A 19003-nucleotide genomic window follows, 5' to 3' on the forward strand; every position below is an offset into this window, starting at 1 on the left:
CACGGTCGACACGGCGAAGGGCCCCGGGGATCCGCCCCGGGGCCCTTCGCTCGTTCACGCCGGCGGCACGACCGGCAGGTGTCTGCTCCACCACTCCAGCACGGCGTCGAACCGCTGCAGTCGATGCCGCGGCTGGCCCGCCCGGGTCAGTTCGTGGTCCTCTCCGGGGAAGACCAGCATCTCGGCGTCCACTCCCCCGCGCTTGAGCGCCGAGTAGTAGCGCGTGGCCTGCTCGAGCGGGCAGCGGAAGTCGAGTTCGGAGTGGAGCACGAGCGTCGGCGTCCGGACGTTCCCGACGACCGCCATCGGGCTCTGAGCGGCGATCGCGGCCGGATCCACGCCGACGTACTCGTCGCCGAAGAACGACCCGATGTCGGCGGTGCCCTGGAAGCTCGCGGGGTCGAGGAAGCCGCGCTCGACGATCGCCCCCGCGAAGCGGTGGTCGTGGGCGATGATCCAGGCGGTGAGGTAGCCGCCGTATGAGCCCCCCATCACCCCGACGCGGTCGCCGTCGAGCGCATCGTCGGCGCCGATCGCCCCCTCGAGGAAGTCGATGACGTCGGCGAAGTCGACCGTCCCCATCGCCTGACGGATCCATCGACCGTGCTCGATGCCGTAGCCCGCGGAGCCGCGGGGGTTGCAGTACACCACGGCGTAGCCGGCGTCGACGAGCACCTGCGTCTCGTCGAAGAGGTGCACGCCGAATGCGGCGTACGGTCCGCCGTGGATCTGCAGCACGACGGGGAACGGGCCGTCGCCGGCCGGCTTGGCGACCCAGCCGTGCACCGGATGGCCGTCGCGGCCCGTGATGGTCAGCTCGCCCGGGACGACGGTCCCGGCGCGGCGCGCGGCGGCGCCGAAGTCGGTGAGCACGCGAGCGGAGCCGGACTCGACGAGCACGAGCTCACCGAAGGATGTCGGGGAGGCGACGGATGCGACCACGCGCGGTCCGGCCGCGTCCTGCCCCGAGACCTCCACGTCGCCGCCGAGCACCTCGGCGACCGAGCCGTCGCGCGAGGCCCGCAGCAGACGCACGCGCCCGCGCGAGCGCTCGCGCACCAGGAACCCGTCCTCGGACGCGACGACGTCGCTCTCGCCGAGATCGACCGATGCGCCGTCGACGATCAGCCGCGGCCGGCCATCCTCGATCAGGTACAGCGACTCCGCGCCCGCGACGAAGTCCACGCCCGACGGGCCGACGTCGCCCGCGATGACCGCGACGGCGCCGTCCGGCGCGACCTCCAGCGCCGAGACCGACAGATTCGCGTCGCGGTCGAGCACCGTGCGCCGCGAGGACCCGTCGGCGCTCACCGCGATCACGCGAGATCGCAGATCGCGCGTGCGGTCCTCGATCTCGTCCACCAGCGTCAGGACCTCCGTGCCGTCGGCGATGAACACCGCGCCGCTGTGCGACGCGTCGCCTTGGGTGAGCTGCCGCGGCTCGGTCGGCACGACGGGCCGCGCCGGGGCGGTCTGCCCCGCCGGCACGACGGCCGGCGCCGGCTCGTACGCCGGCTCGGCGCCGGGGTCGGGCGCATCGACCACGAAGACGTGCGCGGGACGGTCGGCGATGTACCCCAGGCCGTTGGCATGCCACCGGATGCCGGTGATGCGCCGTGGCGCCTCGGCGTCGGGCTCCATGCCCTCGACGTCTCCGTAGCGACCCTCCTCGGGGATGCGCGCGGTGAACGCGATCAGCGTCCCGTCAGGCGACCATGTCGGCGCGCCGGCGCCGAGCGGGGAATCGGTGGCCTGGACGGGCTCCCCTCCCCCGGCATCGACGGCGAACACCTGCGGACGGCCCTTGGCATCGCCGCGCAGGAACGCGATGCGCGTGCCGTCCGGTGAGAGCCGGGGCGCGGAGTCCTTCGTGCCGCGGGTCAGACGCCGCGCGGTGCCTTCGGGCAGCTCGATGCGCCACAGCTGCCCCACCGCGCTGTTGGCGGCGATGTCGGGTCGCGAGGTCGCGAAGACCGCGAACGAGCCGTCCGCCGCGATGACGGGGCGTCCGACGCCGACGAGGGACTCGATGTCCGTCGCCTGCATCGTCACTCGCCGGAGAAGGAGGCGGTGTCGCCGACCAGACGCGTGTTGTCGTCGGGAATCGGGTCGACCGCGGCCTGCGCGACCTCGGCGGCGAACTCCGAGACGTTGTAGAGCTTGCCGGCGGACTCCCGACGCGACGCGATCGCGCCGGGGTTCGCCCGCTCGAGCAGGGTCGCGGTGATCGTGCCCTCGATCATGTCTCCGGAGACGACGACGAACTCGACGCCCTTCTCGGTCAGCGCCGGGATCCGCTCGCGCAGCGCGTCCTCGCCCGCGCGCTTGGACAGCGCCACGGGCTCGTACTCGGGCATCGTCGGGGTGGTGCGGATGAAGTGAGCCTGGTGGCTGGTGACGAACACGACACGCGATCCGGCGCCCATGAGCGGCAGCGCGGTCTCCAGCACGCTCACCTGCGCGTCGCGGTTGAGGGCGAGGGCGTAGTCCTCGGCCATCCCGGACTCCATGCCGCCCGAGGCGTTGAGGACGAGGATGTCGAGGGTGCCGAACGTCTCGCGCACGGCGTCGAACATCGCCTGGACCGACGCGGGGTCGGTGAGGTCGGCGCCGACGACGAGCGCCTCGACGCCGAGGCCGCGCAGCTCGGTCGCGAGCTTCTCGGCGCGCGGCGCCTTGTTGCGGTAGTTGATGACGACGTTCGCCCCCGCCTGGGCGAGGTAGCGAGCGGTGTCGGCGCCGATGCCGCGCGACGATCCGGTCACGAGTGCGGTGCGGCCGGCGAGGGACGCCGGGGCGAGAGGCTGGGTCATGAGGTGCTCCTGGGTGGGTGCGTCGCCCGCGCGTGCACGGCGGGCCGAAACGACACTATCAACCGGCCCTCCGGGTGCTGCGGTTGGTAGTGTCATCGCAAGGGCCTCGGAAAGGACCGCGATGCTTCCGGATCTGACGCAGTGGATGTGGATCCTCTGGCTCGCCCTGGCGTTCCTCTTCGTCATCATCGAACTGGTCACCCTCGAATTCACCTTCCTCATGCTGGCCGTCGGCAGCCTCGTCGGGGGGCTCGGCGTCAACCTGCTCGGCGGTCCGTGGTGGCTCCAGGTCGGGATGGCGGCGGCGATCTCGGGGCTGCTGCTCTTCACGATCCGGCCCCTGCTGCTGCGCGCGCTGCGCCGCAGCTCGAAGCCGGTCGCCACCAACGTCGACGCGATCTTCGGCATGGGCGCGCGCGTGATCGCACCCTTCTCGGACGGCGCAGGGTCGGTCAAGCTCGACAACGGCGAGACCTGGACCGCCAGGCTGGCGCACGGGACTCCGGATGCCGCCCTCGGCGTCGGCGACCGTGCCGTCGTCGTGGCCGTCCACGGAGCGACCGTGGAGGTCTCACCGGCGGGTGCCCGGCCCGCCGCCTACGAAAGGACGGACGACGATGGTTGACATCGGGGGCTTCATCGGCCAGATCTTCATCATCATCCTGCTGATCGTCATCGCGATCTTCGTCGTGGTGGTGATCTTCCGCTCGATCCGCATCATCCCGCAGGCCTATGCCGGAGTCGTCGAGCGGCTCGGGCGGTACCAGCGCACGCTGCGACCGGGGCTGAATCTCCTGGTGCCGTTCATCGACCGGCTCCGCCCCCTCGTCGACATGCGCGAGCAGGTCGTGTCCTTCCCCCCGCAGCCGGTCATCACCGAGGACAACCTGGTGGTGTCGATCGACACCGTCGTGTACTTCCAGGTGACCGACGCGCGCGCCGCGACGTACGAGATCGCCAACTACCTCAGCGCCGTCGAGCAGCTGACCACGACGACGCTGCGCAACGTCGTCGGCGGGCTCAACCTGGAAGAGGCCCTCACCAGCCGCGACAACATCAACGGCCAGCTCCGTCTCGTCCTCGACGAGGCGACCGGCAAGTGGGGTCTGCGCGTCTCGCGCGTCGAGCTGAAGGCGATCGATCCGCCGCTGTCGATCCAGGACTCGATGGAGAAGCAGATGCGCGCGGAGCGCGATCGTCGCGCCGCGATCCTCACCGCCGAAGGATCCAAGCAGTCCCAGATCCTCGAGGCGGAAGGACGCCGGCAGGCCGAGATCCTGCGTGCCGAGGGTGACAAGCAGGCCGCCGTGCTGCGCGCCGCCGGCGAGTCCGAGGCGATCCAGATGGTCTTCAACGCCATCCACGCCGGCGACCCCGACGACAAGCTGCTGGCCTACCAGTACCTGCAGACGCTCCCCAAGATCGCCGACAGCGCCTCGAGCAAGATGTGGATCATCCCGAGCGAGTTCACCGAGGCGCTCAAGGGCATCGGCGAGGCGTTCGCCGGACAGGCGAAGCCGACGGCCCCGCGACCGGAGCGCGCAAGCGCACCGGTCTCCTCCGCCGGTGCCGAGGAGGCGGTGGCGGCGGCGATGCAGGCGGCCTCGGCCGCCGACGACATCGCCACGGAGGCCCGCAAGGCGACCCCCGGGGCCGCGGCACCGCCCGATGCGCGAGGCTGACGGGCGCGGCACGGCACCGCACCCGTACTTCGCCGGAGACCGCCCCCGCGTGCTCGCCCATCGAGGCCTCGTGACGGACGAGGACGCCGCGGGCGGCGTGGCCGAGAACTCCTTCCTCGCCGTCGCCGCCGCACACGCCGCCGGCGTGCAGTACATCGAATCGGACTGCCACGTCACCTTCGACGGCGAGGTCGTGCTCTTCCACGACGACGACCTCGCCCGCGTCGCCGACGATCCGCGTCGCGTCGCGGACGTCACGGCGCGCGAGCTCGCCGACCTCATGGCAGACCGCGGCGGTCTGATCACGCTCACGCAGGCCTTGGAGTCCTTTCCGGAATCGCGCTTCAACCTCGACGTGAAGGCACCGGCCGCCGCGGAGAGCGTCGGCCGCATCGTCGCTCGACACGCCGAGCGCGTGCTGCTGACGAGCTTCTCCGACACGCGACGACGCGCCGCCCTCGCCGCGGCCGCGGACGCCGGCGTGCGCGGGGGCGTCCTTCCGGCGACGTCGCCGGGGTCTGCCACGATCGCCCGCCTGCTCGCGGCCGTGTCCCTGCGATCGCGCGCGCTCGCGACGCGTGTGCTGCGCGGCGTCGACGCCCTTCAGATCCCCGAGCGGCAGGGACGCATCCGCGTGGTGAGCCCGCGTCTGATCGACATGGCGCACGCGTCCGGCGTCGAGGTCCACGTGTGGACCGTCAACGCCGCAGAGGACATGGAGCGGCTGCTCGCCGCCGGCGTCGACGGCATCGTGACCGACCGCGCCGACGTCGCGCTCGAGGTCGTCGCGCGTCCCGATTCCGCGCCGCGCTAGCCCGGGTGCGTGAACCGCTGGGGATCGGCTGTGAAACCGTCGGCGAACGGCGTCGTTCGGATGATCCGCACAGGTCGCTCCGTTATACCTGTACAGCGACGAGAGGACCACACAATGGCAGACCGCAGTCTGCGCGGCATCCGACTCGGCGCCTCGAGCCTACAGAGCGAAGAGGGCGTCGTTTTCCATGAGCGCGCACAGCACATCTACTCGTGCTCGTCCTGCGGACGAGACACGACCCTGACCTTCGCGGCAGACGCAGAGGTCCCTGAGGCCTGGGAGTGCCGCACGTGCGGCGCCGAGGCGCTGCTTCGCATCGGCGACAGCACCGCCACGGTCGACCACTCGGGCGACAAGACTCCCCGCAGTCACTGGGACATGCTGCTCGAGCGCCGCACGATCCCCGAGCTCGAAGAGCTTCTCGAGGAGCGGCTCGCGCTGCTGCGCGAGCGTCGCGGCGGCAAGGCGGCCGAAGCCGACAAGATCAGCGCCTGAGGCTCAGCCCTCCTGCGCAGCGCCGGTCCCCTCGGGGGCCGGCGTCTTCTTGTTCCAGCGGCGGAATCGCAGCACGAATCCGAGCGCGGCCAGCCAGATCACGCTGCCCCACCCGAGGACGGCCTGCACGCCCGGGCCGATCAGCACAGCGGGGGTCAGCCCCGTCCGCAGCGGGACGTCGGTCAGCATGTGCCCCGCCTCGCCCGCGCCCAGCGACTCCAGCGTCGACCCGTCGGGGGCGATGACCTGGCTGGTGCCGACCGTCGAGATGTTCACGACCGACCGCCCCGTCTCGATCGCGCGCATGCGGGCGAAGGCGAGCTGCTGCAGGTTCTCGTCGGTGTCGCGGAAGTCGGCGTTGTTCGTCTGGAACATGTACACCTGGGCACCGTCTGCGGCGCCCTCCCAGATGACGTCGTCGTAGATGACGTCGAAGCAGATCGCCAGGCCCACGCCCACGCCGTCCACGTCGAAGAACGGCGGATTCGTCCCCGGCGTGTACTCGCGCTGGATGAGTCCGATGAGGTCGGGCACGATCATCTCGTAGAACCAGCGATCGGGGACGTACTCCCCCATCGGCACAGGATTGCGCTTGTCGTGGATCTGCACCGCACCCTCGCCCGCGATCCAGTGGATCGAGGTGTTGAACGTGTCGTCGCCGCGTGTCGTGGCGGCGTTGACGACCAGCGGCGCGTCCAGCCGCTCGGAGACGGCGTCCAGGACCGACGCGGTGGCGTCATTCGACAGCGGGTCGGAATCGATGCCGCCTTCGGGCCACAGCAGCACGTCGACGTCCTCGCCGATGAGCGGCACCGTCGCCTCGAGCTGGGCGTCGAGCACCGCGTTGCGCGCGCGCTCGTCGAAGTAGCCGCTCGGGCCGTTGCCCTGGACCGCGCCGACCCGCAGCGTGCCGGCGGGGCTCGTGGGGAACGCCGGCACCGCCAGCAGCAGCACGGCGAGACCGGCGGCCGGCACCGCCGTCCGCACATCTCGCAGCCGCCCGACGCGCAGCCACTCGATGACCGCCGCGGCGAAGAAGACCATCAGGAAGGTCAGGCCCGATACGCCGAGCCACGACGCGATGTGGGCGAGCGGGCTCTCGGACTGGCTCATGCCGATCCGTCCCCACGGGAAGCCGGTGTAGGGCCACGAGCCCATGAACTGCTCACGCGCCGTCCACAGCCCCGCCACGAGCGCCGGCAGCAGGAGGAGACGCGTCCACAGCGACGTGGAGAACTGCGGCATCCACCGGTACGCCAGCGTGAGGAGGATGGATCCCACGGCCAGGAAGACCGTCTCGATGCCGGCCAGGGCGAACCACGGGATCAGCCCGAGGTAACGGGTGATCCACACGATGTGCGTGAAGTAGAACGTGGCGCCGAAGACGAAGCCGACAAGGACCGATCCCCACAGACTGCGACCGATCAGCCCCACGAGCGACAGTCCCACGCCCACGACCGCGAGCGGCCACCATCCGACGTCGGGGAACGACAGATCCAGCAGAAGGCCGCCGACGACCGCGGCCATGACGGCGAACCACAGGGGCAGGACCGGGCGCGGGCGCCGACTCGGCGAGGGGGGCATGCCTTCGAGCCTACGTGCCCGTGAAGGGCCCGCAGGTCGCCGCTACACCGACGTGTAGGCCACGATGCCGCGCCGGACCTGGTCCAGCGCGCGCCGGGCCGTCGTCGCGACCTCGGGGGCTGCCACGAGCGAGAGCTGATCCAGCAGATCGATCGTCTGCTTCGCCCACCGCACGAAGTCGCCCGCTGCCATGTCGGCCTCGATGAGGACGCGGTCGAGCGCAGCACCGCGCGCCCACGAGTGCATCGCCTGCGCGAGCCCCGCAGCGACCGGCTCGGAGCCGGGAAGGTGATGATCGCGCTCGAGGTCGTCCAGCCGCGCCCACAGCTCCTGCGTCGCGGTGAGCGCGAGGCGGAACGCACCCCGCGGCAGCGATCGCTCGCCGGTCTCGTCTCGGCGCGGTTCGTACACGAGGCAGCACGCCAGGGCGGCCAGCGACGGCGCGTCCAGCGTCCGCCACAGCCCCTGGCGCAGGCTCTCGGCCACGAGCAGGTCGCGCTCGCCGTAGATCCGGCGCATCGTGCGGCCGGCGTCGGTGAGGACGGTCCTGCCCTCGTCGTCGACCGCCACGTAGTCGACCTCGGTCAGCACGTCGACGACGCGGTCGAACACGCGCGCGACGGTTCCGGTGCGGTTCTGGATCTGCCGCCGCGTGCGCTCCACGTCGCGGCGCAGCCGCCAGTAGCGCTCGGCCCACCGCGCGTGGTGCTCGCGATCGGGGCACTGATGGCACGGATGCCGCTGCATGCGCTTCCGCAGACTCGCGATCTGCTTCTGGCGCTGATCTCGGGTCGCGCGCGACGCGCCGGCGTCCTTGCGGTTGACCTTCTCCAGGTCGCTCAGCTCGCGGCGGATCGAGGAGTACGCGGCGAAGTCCCCGCGGTCGCAGGACATCGCGTCCTGGTACCCGGCGAGCGACTCCTCCTTCTCCTTCACCTCGCGGGCGAGCCCGACCACCGACCGATCGGCCTGGAACTGCGCGAACGATGACTCCAGCACCTCGCGCGCGCGGGGGCGCCCGAATTGGTCGATGAGATTGACGGCCATGTTGTACGTGGGCCGGAAGCTGGAGTTGAGCGGATACGTGCGCCGGGACGCCAGCGCGGCGACCGCCTGCGGATCCAGCCCCTCGGTCCACTGGATGACGGCGTGGCCCTCCACGTCGATGCCGCGGCGGCCGGCGCGACCGGTCAGCTGGGTGTACTCCCCCGACGTGATGGCCACGCGGGCTTCGCCGTTGAACTTCTCGAGCTTCTCGAGCACGACCGTCCGCGCTGGCATGTTGATGCCCAGCGCCAGTGTCTCGGTGGCGAAGACGGCCTTGAGGAGCTTGCGCTGGAAGAGCTCCTCCACGACCTCCTTGAAGGCCGGGAGGAGTCCCGCGTGGTGGGCCGCGACGCCCCGCTCGAGGTTGTCGAGCCACTCCCAGTAGCCGAGCACGGCGAGGTCTTCGTCGGGGAGCGTCCGCATCCGCAGCTCGGCGGTCTCGCGGATCTCGCGACGCTCCTCGGCCGACGTCAGCCGCACTCCGCCCCGGCGCACCTGCTGGACGGCGGCGTCGCAGCCGGCCCGGCTGAAGATGAAGAAGATCGCGGGGAGCAGATTGGCGCGGCCGAGCAGCCGGATGACGTCGGGCCGGTCGATGCGCTCGATGCGCTGGACGTTCGCGGCCCGCACCGGGCGGCGTCCGCCCCGGTTCGGCCGGCGCGACCCGTATCCGTCGCGATGACCGCCGCTGCGCGCCGACTGCGCTCCGCGGTTTCGCTCGAAGTTCGCTCCTTTGAAGGAGCGGATGCGCATCAGCTCCTGGTTCACCTGCGCCGTCGCGACGCCGGCGCGGTCGTCGAACAGCGGCAGCAGGTCGTCGCGCACCAGCACGTGCTGCTCGAGCGGGACGGGACGGATCTCCGACACGATCACCTCGGTGTCGCCGCGCACCGTGTCGAGCCAGTCGCCGAACTCCTCGGCGTTCGAGACGGTCGCCGACAGCGCGATGAGCCGCACCGCGCGCGGCAGGTGGATGATGACCTCCTCCCACACCGCGCCGCGGAAGCGGTCGGCGAGGTAGTGCACCTCGTCCATCACGACGTAGCGCAGCCCCCGCAGGGCCGGCGAGTCGGCGTACAGCATGTTGCGCAGGACCTCGGTGGTCATCACGACGATGCGCGCCGACGCGTTGATGTTGGTGTCGCCCGTGAGCAGGCCCACCTCGTCCGCACCGTACACGGCCTGGAGCTCGCGGAACTTCTGGTTGGACAGCGCCTTCATCGGCGTCGTGTAGAACGCCTTGTCCCCCGGCTCGCGCATCGCGAGGTGGATCGCGAACTCGCCGACGATCGTCTTGCCCGCGCCGGTCGGCGCGGCGACCAGCACGCCGTGGCCGGACTCCAGAGCACGGCATCCGGCGAGCTGGAACTCGTCCAGCTCGAACCGCTGGGAGGCCGCGAAGTCGGCCGTGACGGGATGCTCGCGATCGGCGACGGCTTTCGCCCGGGCCCGAGCGTAGCGCTCGCCCGGGCCGGGCTCGCTCATGCGCCGGACTCGGGCGGGAGCAGCGTCGCGTCGCGCTTGCGTCGCCGGCGGTCGAAGAGCAGCGAGATGCCCGCTGCGGCGAAGAACAGCACCATCATGATGCCCGCCAGCAGGAACGTCGTGGCGACGTCGGCGGGAGGTGTCGCGAGCGCCGCGAACACGATCGAGACGATGACCGCGACCCGCCAGCCCTTGAGGATCGCGCGGCCCGACACGATCCCGGCGAAGTTGAGCGCGACGAGGAACACCGGCAGCACGTAGGCGACGCCGACGAACAGCAGGAGCTTGAACACGAAGTCGTAGTAGTACGAGGCGTCGTAGAACGCCGCCGCACCCTCGGGGACGAACTGCGCCATGAGCCGCACGATGTTCGGCATGACCCACAGGCCGGTCGCGGCTCCGAGGAAGAACAGCGGCACCGCTGCTCCGACGAAGCCGATCGTGTACTTGATCTCCTTGCGCGTGAGCCCGGGGACCACGAACGCCCACGCCTGCCAGATCCACACCGGCGCGGACAGCAGGAGTCCGATCGCGATCGACATGCGCAGACGCAGGTCGAAGCCCGACGCCACCGTGCTGAACATGAGCTCGACGCGCGACTCGTCGCCGCGCACCTCCGCCACCTGGCGGATGGGCTCTGTGATCAGCGCCAGAACCGGGTCGGTGATGATGAATGCCACGACCATCCCCACGACGAGGGCGATCGCGGAGATGATCAGCCGCTTCTTGAGCTCGACGAGGTGAGCCCCGAGCGACATGCGCTTGTCGCGCCGCGGCGCGTCGGGATCGTCCTCCACCCGCGGCGGTCCCGCCGTCACCACGCGGCTCAGCTGCTGCTGCTGGAGCCGCTTGCGCCGCCTGCGTCAGGTCGCGCAGGCTCCGCCGCCTCCGACGTGGCGACCTTCGTCTGGTCGCCGGCGTCGTCCTTGGCAGCGGCGTCTTCGTCCTTCATGGCCTTCATCTCGCCCTTGAAGACGCGGGCGGACTGGCCCATGCTCTTCGCGAGCGCGGGCAGCTTCGCCGCGCCGAACAGGAGCAGGATGACGGCCAGGATGAGAAGCCACTGCCAGCCTTGAATACCCATGGAGTTCCTTTCGAAGGGTTCCGCCCCAGTGTAACCCCGGTGCACCCGGCCTCGGGAGCGATCGGGAACGATGGGGGGACGTCAGCCGTACTGGGCCAGCCCGTCGGCCGCCCATGCCGCCGCGGCGCGGCGCGCGCCCTCGGGCTCGAGGATCTCGACGCCGCCGCCGCGCTGCGCCGCCAGCCGCCGGAGGCTGGCCTCGTCGGCCACGCGCATCGTCGCGATCGAGTGCTCCCCGTCGGACTCCACGACGGCACGGTCGAGGTACTCGCCCAGCAGAGGCGCCAGATCGGTGCGGAACCGGATGCGGGCGACGATGTCGTCCTCGCTCGATTCGAACCATGCGGGCACCGGCTCTTCGGCATGCGCGATCGGGATGTCGGTGAGCGCCAGGTCGCTGACGCGGTCGAGATGGAACGTCCGCATCGCGCGGCGGAGGTGGCACCAGCCCTGCAGATACCACTGGCCGTCGGCGATCTGGACCTTGATCGGGTCGACGGTGCGGGTGGTCGTCGCGGCATCCGGCGCCTTGTACGCGAACGAGACCGCGACACCCCGCCTCAGGGCCTCGGCGACGGCCGTGCGCACGGCGTCCACCGGACCGGGCGCGACGATGACGTCGGCGGGGACGCTGGAGGCCCCGCGGGAGAGCTTGGCCAGCAGTCCCGCGAACAGCTGTGTGTCACCCACCCCCGGGATCGAGCTCGCCAGCTGCAGACCGGCCAGGAGCGCGGCGGCCTCGCGCGCGGTCAGGCGGGGAGAGCGCTCGAGACCGACCGAGTTGGTGATGACGATCAGATCGTCGCGGTCCAGCAGCTCCCAGTCGATGTCGAACAGATCGTTGGCCATCTGCCAGTAGCCCGCTTCGCCGGGGAGGCCGATGACGGTGAGCTTCTCGACCATCTCGCGCATCTGGTCGACGTCGACGTCGAACTCGTCGGCCGCTTCGACCAGCGAGACCTCGCCCTTGCCGATCAGGTAGGGCACGAGCTGAAGCATGAGGGCGGCCCGGTCCGCGGCCACCAGCGGTCGCCGCGCGCTCACGACGCGCCCCCGTTCGCCGCAACCGTCGCGCGCAGGCGCTCGACGACGGCGTCGCGCAGCGCGGCCGGCTCGACGACCCGGACCTCGGGTCCGTAGGACGCCAGTTCACCGGCGAAGATCTGCAGGTCCACGTAGGGGACGCGGATGCCCTGCGGCGCGGACATGGCGCGGCGGGCCAGCCGCAGCGCGGCCTCGGTGCCCGGATTGACCTCGAGCAGGGCCACGTTGCGGGCGGCGACCTCGGCCAGGCCGGTGAGGGCGCGCTCGCCGGCGCCGTCGCGCAGCGCCGGATCGAACCGCGTGCGGGACAGCTCGACACCCCCGACGATGCGCGACAGCAGGAAGGTCCGCTCGGCCCCGACGCCGAGGTCGTTGCCGAACACGTGCCAGCGCGCCTCGTACTCCACCAGCGCCAGAGGCTGGATGCGGCGCACGCGCGCGTGGCCGCTGCCGGGCCGGACGTAGGGGAACGTCACGACCCGCGACTGCTCGATCGCCTGCTGCAGCGGCGCGAACGACGGCTCGCGCACGCTGATGCGCGGCGAGAAGCCGATGATGGGGTCCTCGACCGGGATGCCGAGCGCGCGGATCTTGCGCAGCCCCGTGCGCGCCTCGGACGACAGCGAGCTCTCGCTCCACACGCCCCCCGCGAGATTGAGCAGGGCGAGCTCGGCGGGGCTGAACTCGATGTCCCCGGGAAGCTCGTACTCGGCGGTGGGAACGCGATAGCGCGCCTCGCGCAGATCGTCGGGGTCGGCGCGGTCGCCGATCGTCTCGATGGGGACGCCGAGGGCCCGGAGACTCTCCTTGTCGCGCTCGAACATCTTCTCGAGAGCATCCTTGGACGCCCCGGACGAAGCCTGCTCCCGGTAGCCCGAGACCGACGCGAGGATGGTGTCCTTGGTCAGGCCCTGCTCGGTCGCCATGAGGGCGACGACGAGATTGACCAGGCGCTCCTCGGGCGGGATCTTCGCAGACACGTGGTCGGGCACTCCCTCATCATAGGATCGCCGCCGGCGACGGCCGGGGCGCTCGCCGGTCAGGACGCGGGCTGGTCGAGCCCCAGGATGTCGATGACGAACACCAGCGTCGAGCCCGCGGGGATCGATCCCTGCGCGACGTCCCCGTAGCCGAGCTCGGGCGGGATGACGACCATGACCTGCGAGCCGACCGTCTGGCCCTCGAGAGCCTGGGCGAACCCCGGCACCACCGAGTCCAGCGACATCGAGCGGGGCTCGCTGTCCCACGACGAGTCGAACACGTCCTTGCCGTCCCATGTCACACCCGTGTAGTGCACGCGGACCGGCCGGTCGCCGGCGACGACCTCGCCGTCACCGGCGATGAGCGTCTGGATGACGAGCTCGTCGGGTGCGGCGCTGTCCGGCACGATGATGCCCGGGCGACCGTCCTCGGCGCGCACGACCGACGGCAGGCCGAAGCCCGAGTTGAACTGCAGCGTGCCCTCGGCGTGCGGTAGGTAGACCTTGCGCAGGTCCACGATCGCGATCGCGGACTCTTCCGCGCCCAGTCCCAGGCGAGCGGCGTTGGTGGGCTCGAGCCCGTCGGGCGAGAGGGCGACGGCGACCCGCGACCCCTCGGTCGCGCACTGCAGTCCCTCCTCGAGGCCCGGGTAGGCCGCGTACACCTGCGACATCGAGAGCGTCGAGCTCAGGTCGCCGCTGTACGCGGTGGTGCCGACGATCTCGCCGCTGTCTCCAGCCAGGAGGGTGACGTCGATGACCGCGATCTGGGCGTCCGTCGTCAGCGCCGGTCCCGTGCCCGTGGACACGTCCTCATACTGCACGGACGTCGTGCTGAAGGGTGCGTAGACCTCGACGTCGGGCATGGAGTCCGGCGATCCCGACACCGAGATGAGATCCATCACGTCCGCGTCGGAGACGGCCGGGCGCGGACAGGCCGACGTGCCGGCGGGCAGCGAGCAGCCGGTCAGACCGACGGCGGTCAGAGCGGTCAGGGCGAGGGCAGCGGGGAACTTGCGCACCGCAACAGTCTAGAGGCGACCGTCAGTCGGATTCGTCGCCCGCGGATCCCGCCCCGCGGACGCCGTCCGCCGCGCGCTGCGCCTCGCGCACCCGCTTGCGCAGGTTCTTGTCGGTGATCTCGCGGTCTCCGACGGCCCCGGGGGTCCACAGCTCGACGTCCTCGTCGCCGTAGGAGGACTTCGACGCGCGGCGCTTGACCTCGGGCGGGATCGCGCCCGGCGCGAGCCGGCGCGCCCACACCAGGAAGCCGGTGTGGGCGACCATGCGGTGGTCGGGCCGGACCGCGAGCCCCTCGACGTGCCAGCCGCGCACCATCGTCTCGTTGGCGTCCGGCTCGGTGAACAGGCCGGTCCCGCGCATGTACTCCGCCACACGGCTGAGCTGGGTCGCGGTGGCGACGTAGCAGACCACGACGCCGCCCGGCGTGAGAGCGTCGGCGACGACGTCGATGCACTCCCACGGCGCGAGCATGTCCAGGACCACGCGGTCGACGCTGCCGGGCTGGACGGCGGCGGGAAGGGCCTCGCCGAGGTCCCCGAGGACGACGTCCCAGTTCGCCGGCACGGTTCCGATGAAGGTCTCGACGTTCGCCTTGGCGACCTCGGCGAACTCCTCGCGACGCTCGAACGACACCAGACGCCCCTCGGCGCCGATCGCGCGCAGCAGCCACAGCGAGAGCGCACCCGAGCCGACTCCGGCCTCCACGACCGTCGCCCCGGGGAAGACGTCCGCCTCGGCGAGGATCTGCGCGGCGTCCTTCGGGTAGACGATCGCCGCACCGCGGGGCATCGACATGACGAAGTCGCGCAGCAGCGGTCGCAGCGCCAGGTACTCGTGCCCGCCGCTGTTCGCGACGACCGATCCGTCCGGCTGCCCGATCAGCGACGTGTGCCGCAGCACGCCGTGGTGCGTGTGCAGCTCGCCGTCCTCGCGCAGTGTGATGGTGTGCAGGCGCCCCTTGGGGCCGGTCAGCTGCACGCGGTCTCCGACGCGGAACGGTCCGCTGGGTCGCTCGGTCATCGTGCGTCCCCCGTCGTGGTGCGGTGTGCGGCGTGGAAGGCCGAGATGTCCTCGACCGTCCGCCCTTCCAGCGTCGGCCACGTGGCGTGCGCACCGGCCCCGGCGACGGAGACCATGAGCGGGATGCCGACGACGGCGGCGCCCGAGGCGACGGCCGAGCGGATGCCGTTGGGCGAGTCCTCGAGCGCGACCGCGGACTCCGGCGCGACCCCGAGGGCCTCGCACGCCTGCAGGTACGGGTCGGGGTAGGGCTTGGGTCGCGTGGCGTCGTCGCCGGCGACGATGAGGTCGAACGCGTCGAAGTCGATCAGGTCGACCACGGACTCGGCCATGCGGCGCATCGACATCGTGACCAGTGCGGTGGGGATGCCGGCCTCGCGCAGCGCCAGCAGCAGCTCGCGGGCGCCCGGGCGGAACGGCACGCCGTCCTCGCGCAGACGTCGCATGACCTCGGCGGTCAGGTGGTCGACGATGTCGTGCTCGCTCATCCGCACACCGGCGGACTGCAGGATCCGCGCGGCGTCCTCGAGCCCGAGCCCGACGAGGGCGAGCGCCTGCTCGTGGGTCCACGTTCCGCCGAAGCTCTCGACGAGCGGCTTCTCGCTCTCCATCCAGTAGGGCTCGGTGTCGACGAGGGTGCCGTCCATGTCCCACAGGACGGCAGAGGGCGCAGCTGGCGAGTTCACCGCACCATGCTACCGATGCCCTCTTCCGCGGCCGCTGGGAACGGGGCGCGCGCCCGATCCCGGACTCGCCGGGCGACCGGCCCACCGCCGGCCCGCGACGCCTATCCTGGGTTGATACCGCCGTCGGGCAGAGGAGGTCGCGTGAACGCACTGGGTCGACGGGTGCTGGTCGCCGCATTCGACGGATGGAACGACGCGGGAGAAGCCGCGTCGTCAGCCATCACGCAGCTGCGGGAGTCCGGCGCGTACGAACCGGTGTTCTCCGTGGACCCAGAGCTGTACTTCGACTACCAGTACACGCGGCCGCACATCGCGACCGACGGCACCACGGGTCAGCGGATCCTCAAGTGGCCCGAGGCCACGATCCTCAAGCCCACGCGCCCGACCCGCGGCACGCAGCTGTGGCTGCTCACGGGCGTCGAGCCCGCTCGGGCCTGGCAGGCGTTCTCAGCCGAGTTCATCGACGTGGCGCTGCGCGAGGACATCACCGGCTTCGTCTCGATGGGATCGATGATGTCGGATGTGCCCCACACGCGCCCCATCTCGGTCTTCGCAGGCAGTGAGAGCGAGCAGGTCCGCGCGACTCTCGGCCTCGAGCGCAGCACCTACGAGGGTCCCGTCGGGATCCTCAGCGTGCTCACGCACGCGGCCGACACGGCCGGCATCGCCACGGCCGGGCTGTGGGCGAGCGTGCCGCACTACGTCGCCGGCCACACACCGTCGCCGAAGGCGACGCTCGCGCTGCTGGATCGGCTCGAGGACATCACCGGGGCGTCGGTGCCGCGCGGGAGCCTCGCGACCGAGGCTGCCGCCTGGGAGGCCTCGATCGATGCGGCCGCCGCCGATGACGAGGAGATGACGGAGTACATCCGCCAGCTCGAGCACACCCGCGACACGTGGGACTCCCCCGAGGCCTCGGGGGACGCCATCGCGCAGGAGTTCGAACGGTATCTGCGTCGCGGCGGCGGCGAAGGGCCCCACAAGCCGGGGCGCGACGACCCCGCGCGCTGACCGGCGCAGCCCGCGCCGGCGGCGGATCAGTAGGCCTCGATGACGCCCATCGCCAGGAGCACCAGCAGGGTCGATCCGAGCGCCACGCGGTAGACGACGAACGGCAGGAAGCTGCGCTTGGAGATCCAGCTCATGAAGAACGCGATCACGCCGAGCGCCACGACGAACGCCACGCCGGTCGCCACGGCGGTCTCGCCGAGCGTGAAGACACCCGGCTCGTCCCAGCTCTTGATGAGCTGGTAGAAGCCCGACCCGAACACCGCCGGGATCGCCAGCAGGAACGCGTAGCGGGCGGCGGCGGCGCGCTCGTAACCCATGAAGAGCCCCGCGGTGATGGTGCCGCCCGAGCGCGAGACGCCCGGGATGAGCGCGAGCGATTGCGCGAACCCGTAGACGACGCCGTGCCCGACCGTCAGGTCGTTCAGCCTGCGCCGCTTGGCGCCCACCAGGTCGGCGATGCCCAGCAGCACGCCGAAGAAGATCAGCATCCCCGCCACGAGCCACAGTGAGCGCAGGGTGGTCTCGATCTGGTCCTGGAAGAGCAGACCGAGAACGACGATCGGGATCGACCCGATGATGATCAGCCACCCCATGCGGGCGTCGGGGTCGCCCCGCGGGATTCGTCCCAGAAGCGCCTGGAACCAGTGCGACACGATGCGCACGATGTCGCGCCAGAAGAAGACCACGACGGCCGCCTCGGTGCCGATCTGGGTGATCGCTGTGAACGCTGCACCCGGGTCCTGCGCCGTCGGGAGGAACTCCCCCAGGATCCGCAGATGCGCCGAGGAGGACACGGGAAGGAACTCGGTGAGACCTTGGACCAGGCCGAGGATGATCGCCTCGAGCAGCATGGGCGGAGCGCCTTTCGATGCAGGACGCCCGGCAGGGCGTCCGGGTCGTCAGTAGGAGCGGAGGAGGTCGGTCAGCACGGCCTGGCCGAACACGAGCGCGTCGATCGGGACGCGCTCGTCCACACCGTGGAACATGCCGGTGAAGTCGAGGTCCGCCGGCAGCCGCAGCGGTGCGAAGCCGTAGCCGCGGATGCCCAGGGCGGCCAGTGCCTTGTTGTCGGTGCCGCCGCCCATGAGGTACGGGATCACCGGGACGCCCGGATCGTGGCGGCCCAGTGCGTCGACCATCGCGTCGACCAGGTCGCCCGAGAAGGGGACCTCGAGGCCGATGTCGCCGTGGACCAGCTCGACGTCGATGTCGGGCCCGACGATGCGGCGGATGTCGGCGAGGGCCTGCTCCTCGGTGCCCGGGAGCACCCGCACGTCGATGAGGGCCTCGGCACGGTCGGGGATGACGTTGTGCTTGTACCCCGCGGTGAGCCCGGTGGGGTTGGTCGTGGTCCGCAGCGTCGAGCGGACGAAGCCCGCCGCCGCACCGACCGAGGCCGCGACCGCGTCGGGGTCCGCGGGATCGGTGCCCGTCAGACGCGCGAGTCCCTCCACCATCGAGCCGGTGGTGTCGGTCAGCTCGACCGGCCACGCGGTGCGCCCGAGCCGGGCCACCGCTTCGGCCACCGCCGTGACGGCGTTGTCGTGGTGGAAGCTCGATCCGTGCGCCGCGCGGCCGCGCGCCACGAGGCGGATCCACAGCAGCGCCTTCTCCCCCACCTGGAGCAGGTACGCGCGGTCCGAACCCGCCGCGATCGAGTAGCCTCCCACCTCGCTGATCGCCTCGGTCGCCCCGGCGAACCATTCCGGACGGTTCTCGACGACGAGCGCCGAACCCTCGACCCCGCCGTTCTCCTCGTCCGCGAAGAAGGTCACCACCAGGTCGCGCTCGGGCTGTGCGCCGGCACGGAGGATATCGGCGACCGACGTCAGGATCATGGCGTCCATGTCCTTCATGTCGACGGCGCCGCGCCCCCACAGCATGCCGTCGCGGATCTCTCCCGCGAAGGGGTCGACGCTCCAGTCCTCGGCCACAGCCGGGACGACGTCGAGGTGGCCGTGCAGCACGAGCGCGGGCTTGTCGCGATCGCGACCGGGCACGCGCACCGACACGTTCGTCCGGCGCGGGATCGGCTCGTAGTACTCCGGCTCGAGTCCGAGCGCGCGCAGGTACTCCCCCACGTACTCGGCGGCCTCGCGCTCGCCCTTGGCGCGTCCGCCGCCGTGGTTCGTGGTGTCGAACCGGATGAGGTCGCGGGCGATCCGGGCGACCTCGGGCAGGGACGCATCGGGCGTGGGCATGCCGACAAACCTACCCCGCCGCACGAGGCTCCTC

The 19003-nt window shown here is 71.3% G+C and carries 18 protein-coding genes; 5 read left to right on the plus strand and 13 right to left on the minus strand.

Annotated features, from left to right (window positions below):
- Positions 1-54: 54 nt before the first annotated feature.
- Positions 55-2046: a S9 family peptidase gene (locus P0L94_05450; protein ID WES65512.1), complete on the minus strand. Its 1992-nt coding sequence runs from the start codon at positions 2044-2046 to the stop codon at positions 55-57.
- Positions 2047-2048: 2 nt separating this feature from the next.
- Positions 2049-2813, minus strand: coding sequence for an SDR family oxidoreductase (locus P0L94_05455; protein WES65513.1), 765 nt, complete (start codon positions 2811-2813; stop codon positions 2049-2051).
- Positions 2814-2934: 121 nt separating this feature from the next.
- Here P0L94_05455 and P0L94_05460 point away from each other — a divergent pair, with 121 nt between their 5' ends.
- The 4 genes from P0L94_05460 to P0L94_05475 all read left to right on the plus strand — a co-directional run bounded on the left by P0L94_05460 (position 2935) and on the right by P0L94_05475 (position 5804).
- The gene (locus P0L94_05460) at positions 2935-3438 is read left to right on the plus strand and encodes an NfeD family protein (GenBank protein WES65514.1); all 504 of its coding nucleotides are present in this window, start codon (positions 2935-2937) and stop codon (positions 3436-3438) included.
- Positions 3431-4495 (plus strand): SPFH/Band 7/PHB domain protein, encoded by a 1065-nt coding sequence (locus tag P0L94_05465; GenBank protein ID WES65515.1) that lies wholly within the window; start codon positions 3431-3433, stop codon positions 4493-4495. Before P0L94_05460 ends, P0L94_05465 begins: the two co-directional genes overlap by 8 nt.
- The gene (locus tag P0L94_05470) at positions 4482-5309 is read left to right on the plus strand and encodes a glycerophosphodiester phosphodiesterase family protein (protein WES65516.1); all 828 of its coding nucleotides are present in this window, start codon (positions 4482-4484) and stop codon (positions 5307-5309) included. Before P0L94_05465 ends, P0L94_05470 begins: the two co-directional genes overlap by 14 nt.
- A gap of 114 nt (positions 5310-5423) precedes the next feature.
- Positions 5424-5804 (plus strand): RNA polymerase-binding protein RbpA, encoded by a 381-nt coding sequence (locus P0L94_05475; protein WES65517.1) that lies wholly within the window; start codon positions 5424-5426, stop codon positions 5802-5804.
- A 3-nt stretch (positions 5805-5807) separates the two neighbouring features.
- On the opposite strand, the gene lnt is transcribed toward P0L94_05475, so the two are convergent.
- The 9 genes from lnt to P0L94_05520 form a co-directional block, all read right to left on the minus strand.
- Complete coding sequence (lnt, locus tag P0L94_05480) at positions 5808-7388, minus strand: apolipoprotein N-acyltransferase (GenBank protein WES65518.1); 1581 nt, start codon at positions 7386-7388, stop codon at positions 5808-5810.
- Between the two features lie 42 nt (positions 7389-7430).
- Complete coding sequence (locus tag P0L94_05485; protein WES65519.1) at positions 7431-9920, minus strand: DEAD/DEAH box helicase; 2490 nt, start codon at positions 9918-9920, stop codon at positions 7431-7433.
- Positions 9917-10738 (minus strand): twin-arginine translocase subunit TatC, encoded by an 822-nt coding sequence (gene tatC / locus P0L94_05490; GenBank protein WES65520.1) that lies wholly within the window; start codon positions 10736-10738, stop codon positions 9917-9919. Before tatC ends, P0L94_05485 begins: the two co-directional genes overlap by 4 nt.
- Positions 10739-10746: 8 nt before the next feature.
- A complete protein-coding gene (gene tatA / locus P0L94_05495; GenBank protein ID WES65521.1) occupies positions 10747-11004 on the minus strand; it encodes a Sec-independent protein translocase subunit TatA in 258 nt (85 codons plus the stop codon).
- A gap of 81 nt (positions 11005-11085) precedes the next feature.
- Complete coding sequence (locus tag P0L94_05500) at positions 11086-12048, minus strand: WYL domain-containing protein (protein ID WES65522.1); 963 nt, start codon at positions 12046-12048, stop codon at positions 11086-11088.
- On the minus strand, positions 12045-13040 hold the full coding sequence (locus P0L94_05505; GenBank protein WES65523.1) for a WYL domain-containing protein: 996 nt from the start codon (positions 13038-13040) through the stop codon (positions 12045-12047). Before P0L94_05505 ends, P0L94_05500 begins: the two co-directional genes overlap by 4 nt.
- A 47-nt stretch (positions 13041-13087) precedes the next feature.
- A complete protein-coding gene (locus tag P0L94_05510) occupies positions 13088-14050 on the minus strand; it encodes an FKBP-type peptidyl-prolyl cis-trans isomerase (GenBank protein WES65524.1) in 963 nt (320 codons plus the stop codon).
- 22 nt (positions 14051-14072) lie between these two features.
- A complete protein-coding gene (locus P0L94_05515; GenBank protein ID WES65525.1) occupies positions 14073-15071 on the minus strand; it encodes a tRNA (adenine-N1)-methyltransferase in 999 nt (332 codons plus the stop codon).
- Positions 15068-15757 (minus strand): HAD family phosphatase, encoded by a 690-nt coding sequence (locus P0L94_05520; protein ID WES65526.1) that lies wholly within the window; start codon positions 15755-15757, stop codon positions 15068-15070. The genes P0L94_05515 and P0L94_05520 overlap by 4 nt, the downstream gene beginning before the upstream one ends.
- A 141-nt stretch (positions 15758-15898) precedes the next feature.
- On the opposite strand from P0L94_05520, the gene P0L94_05525 reads away from it, so the two are divergent.
- Complete coding sequence (locus tag P0L94_05525; GenBank protein ID WES65527.1) at positions 15899-16768, plus strand: PAC2 family protein; 870 nt, start codon at positions 15899-15901, stop codon at positions 16766-16768.
- Positions 16769-16794: 26 nt separating this feature from the next.
- Here the strand turns inward: P0L94_05525 and P0L94_05530 are convergent, their stop codons facing one another.
- Both P0L94_05530 and P0L94_05535 read right to left on the minus strand, forming a co-directional pair.
- Complete coding sequence (locus P0L94_05530) at positions 16795-17619, minus strand: undecaprenyl-diphosphate phosphatase (GenBank protein WES65528.1); 825 nt, start codon at positions 17617-17619, stop codon at positions 16795-16797.
- A gap of 48 nt (positions 17620-17667) precedes the next feature.
- Positions 17668-18969 (minus strand): M20/M25/M40 family metallo-hydrolase, encoded by a 1302-nt coding sequence (locus P0L94_05535; GenBank protein WES65529.1) that lies wholly within the window; start codon positions 18967-18969, stop codon positions 17668-17670.
- Positions 18970-19003 lie beyond the last annotated feature (34 nt).

The organism is Microbacter sp. GSS18 (genome assembly GCA_029319145.1).
GTDB lineage: Bacteria > Actinomycetota > Actinomycetes > Actinomycetales > Microbacteriaceae > Microbacterium.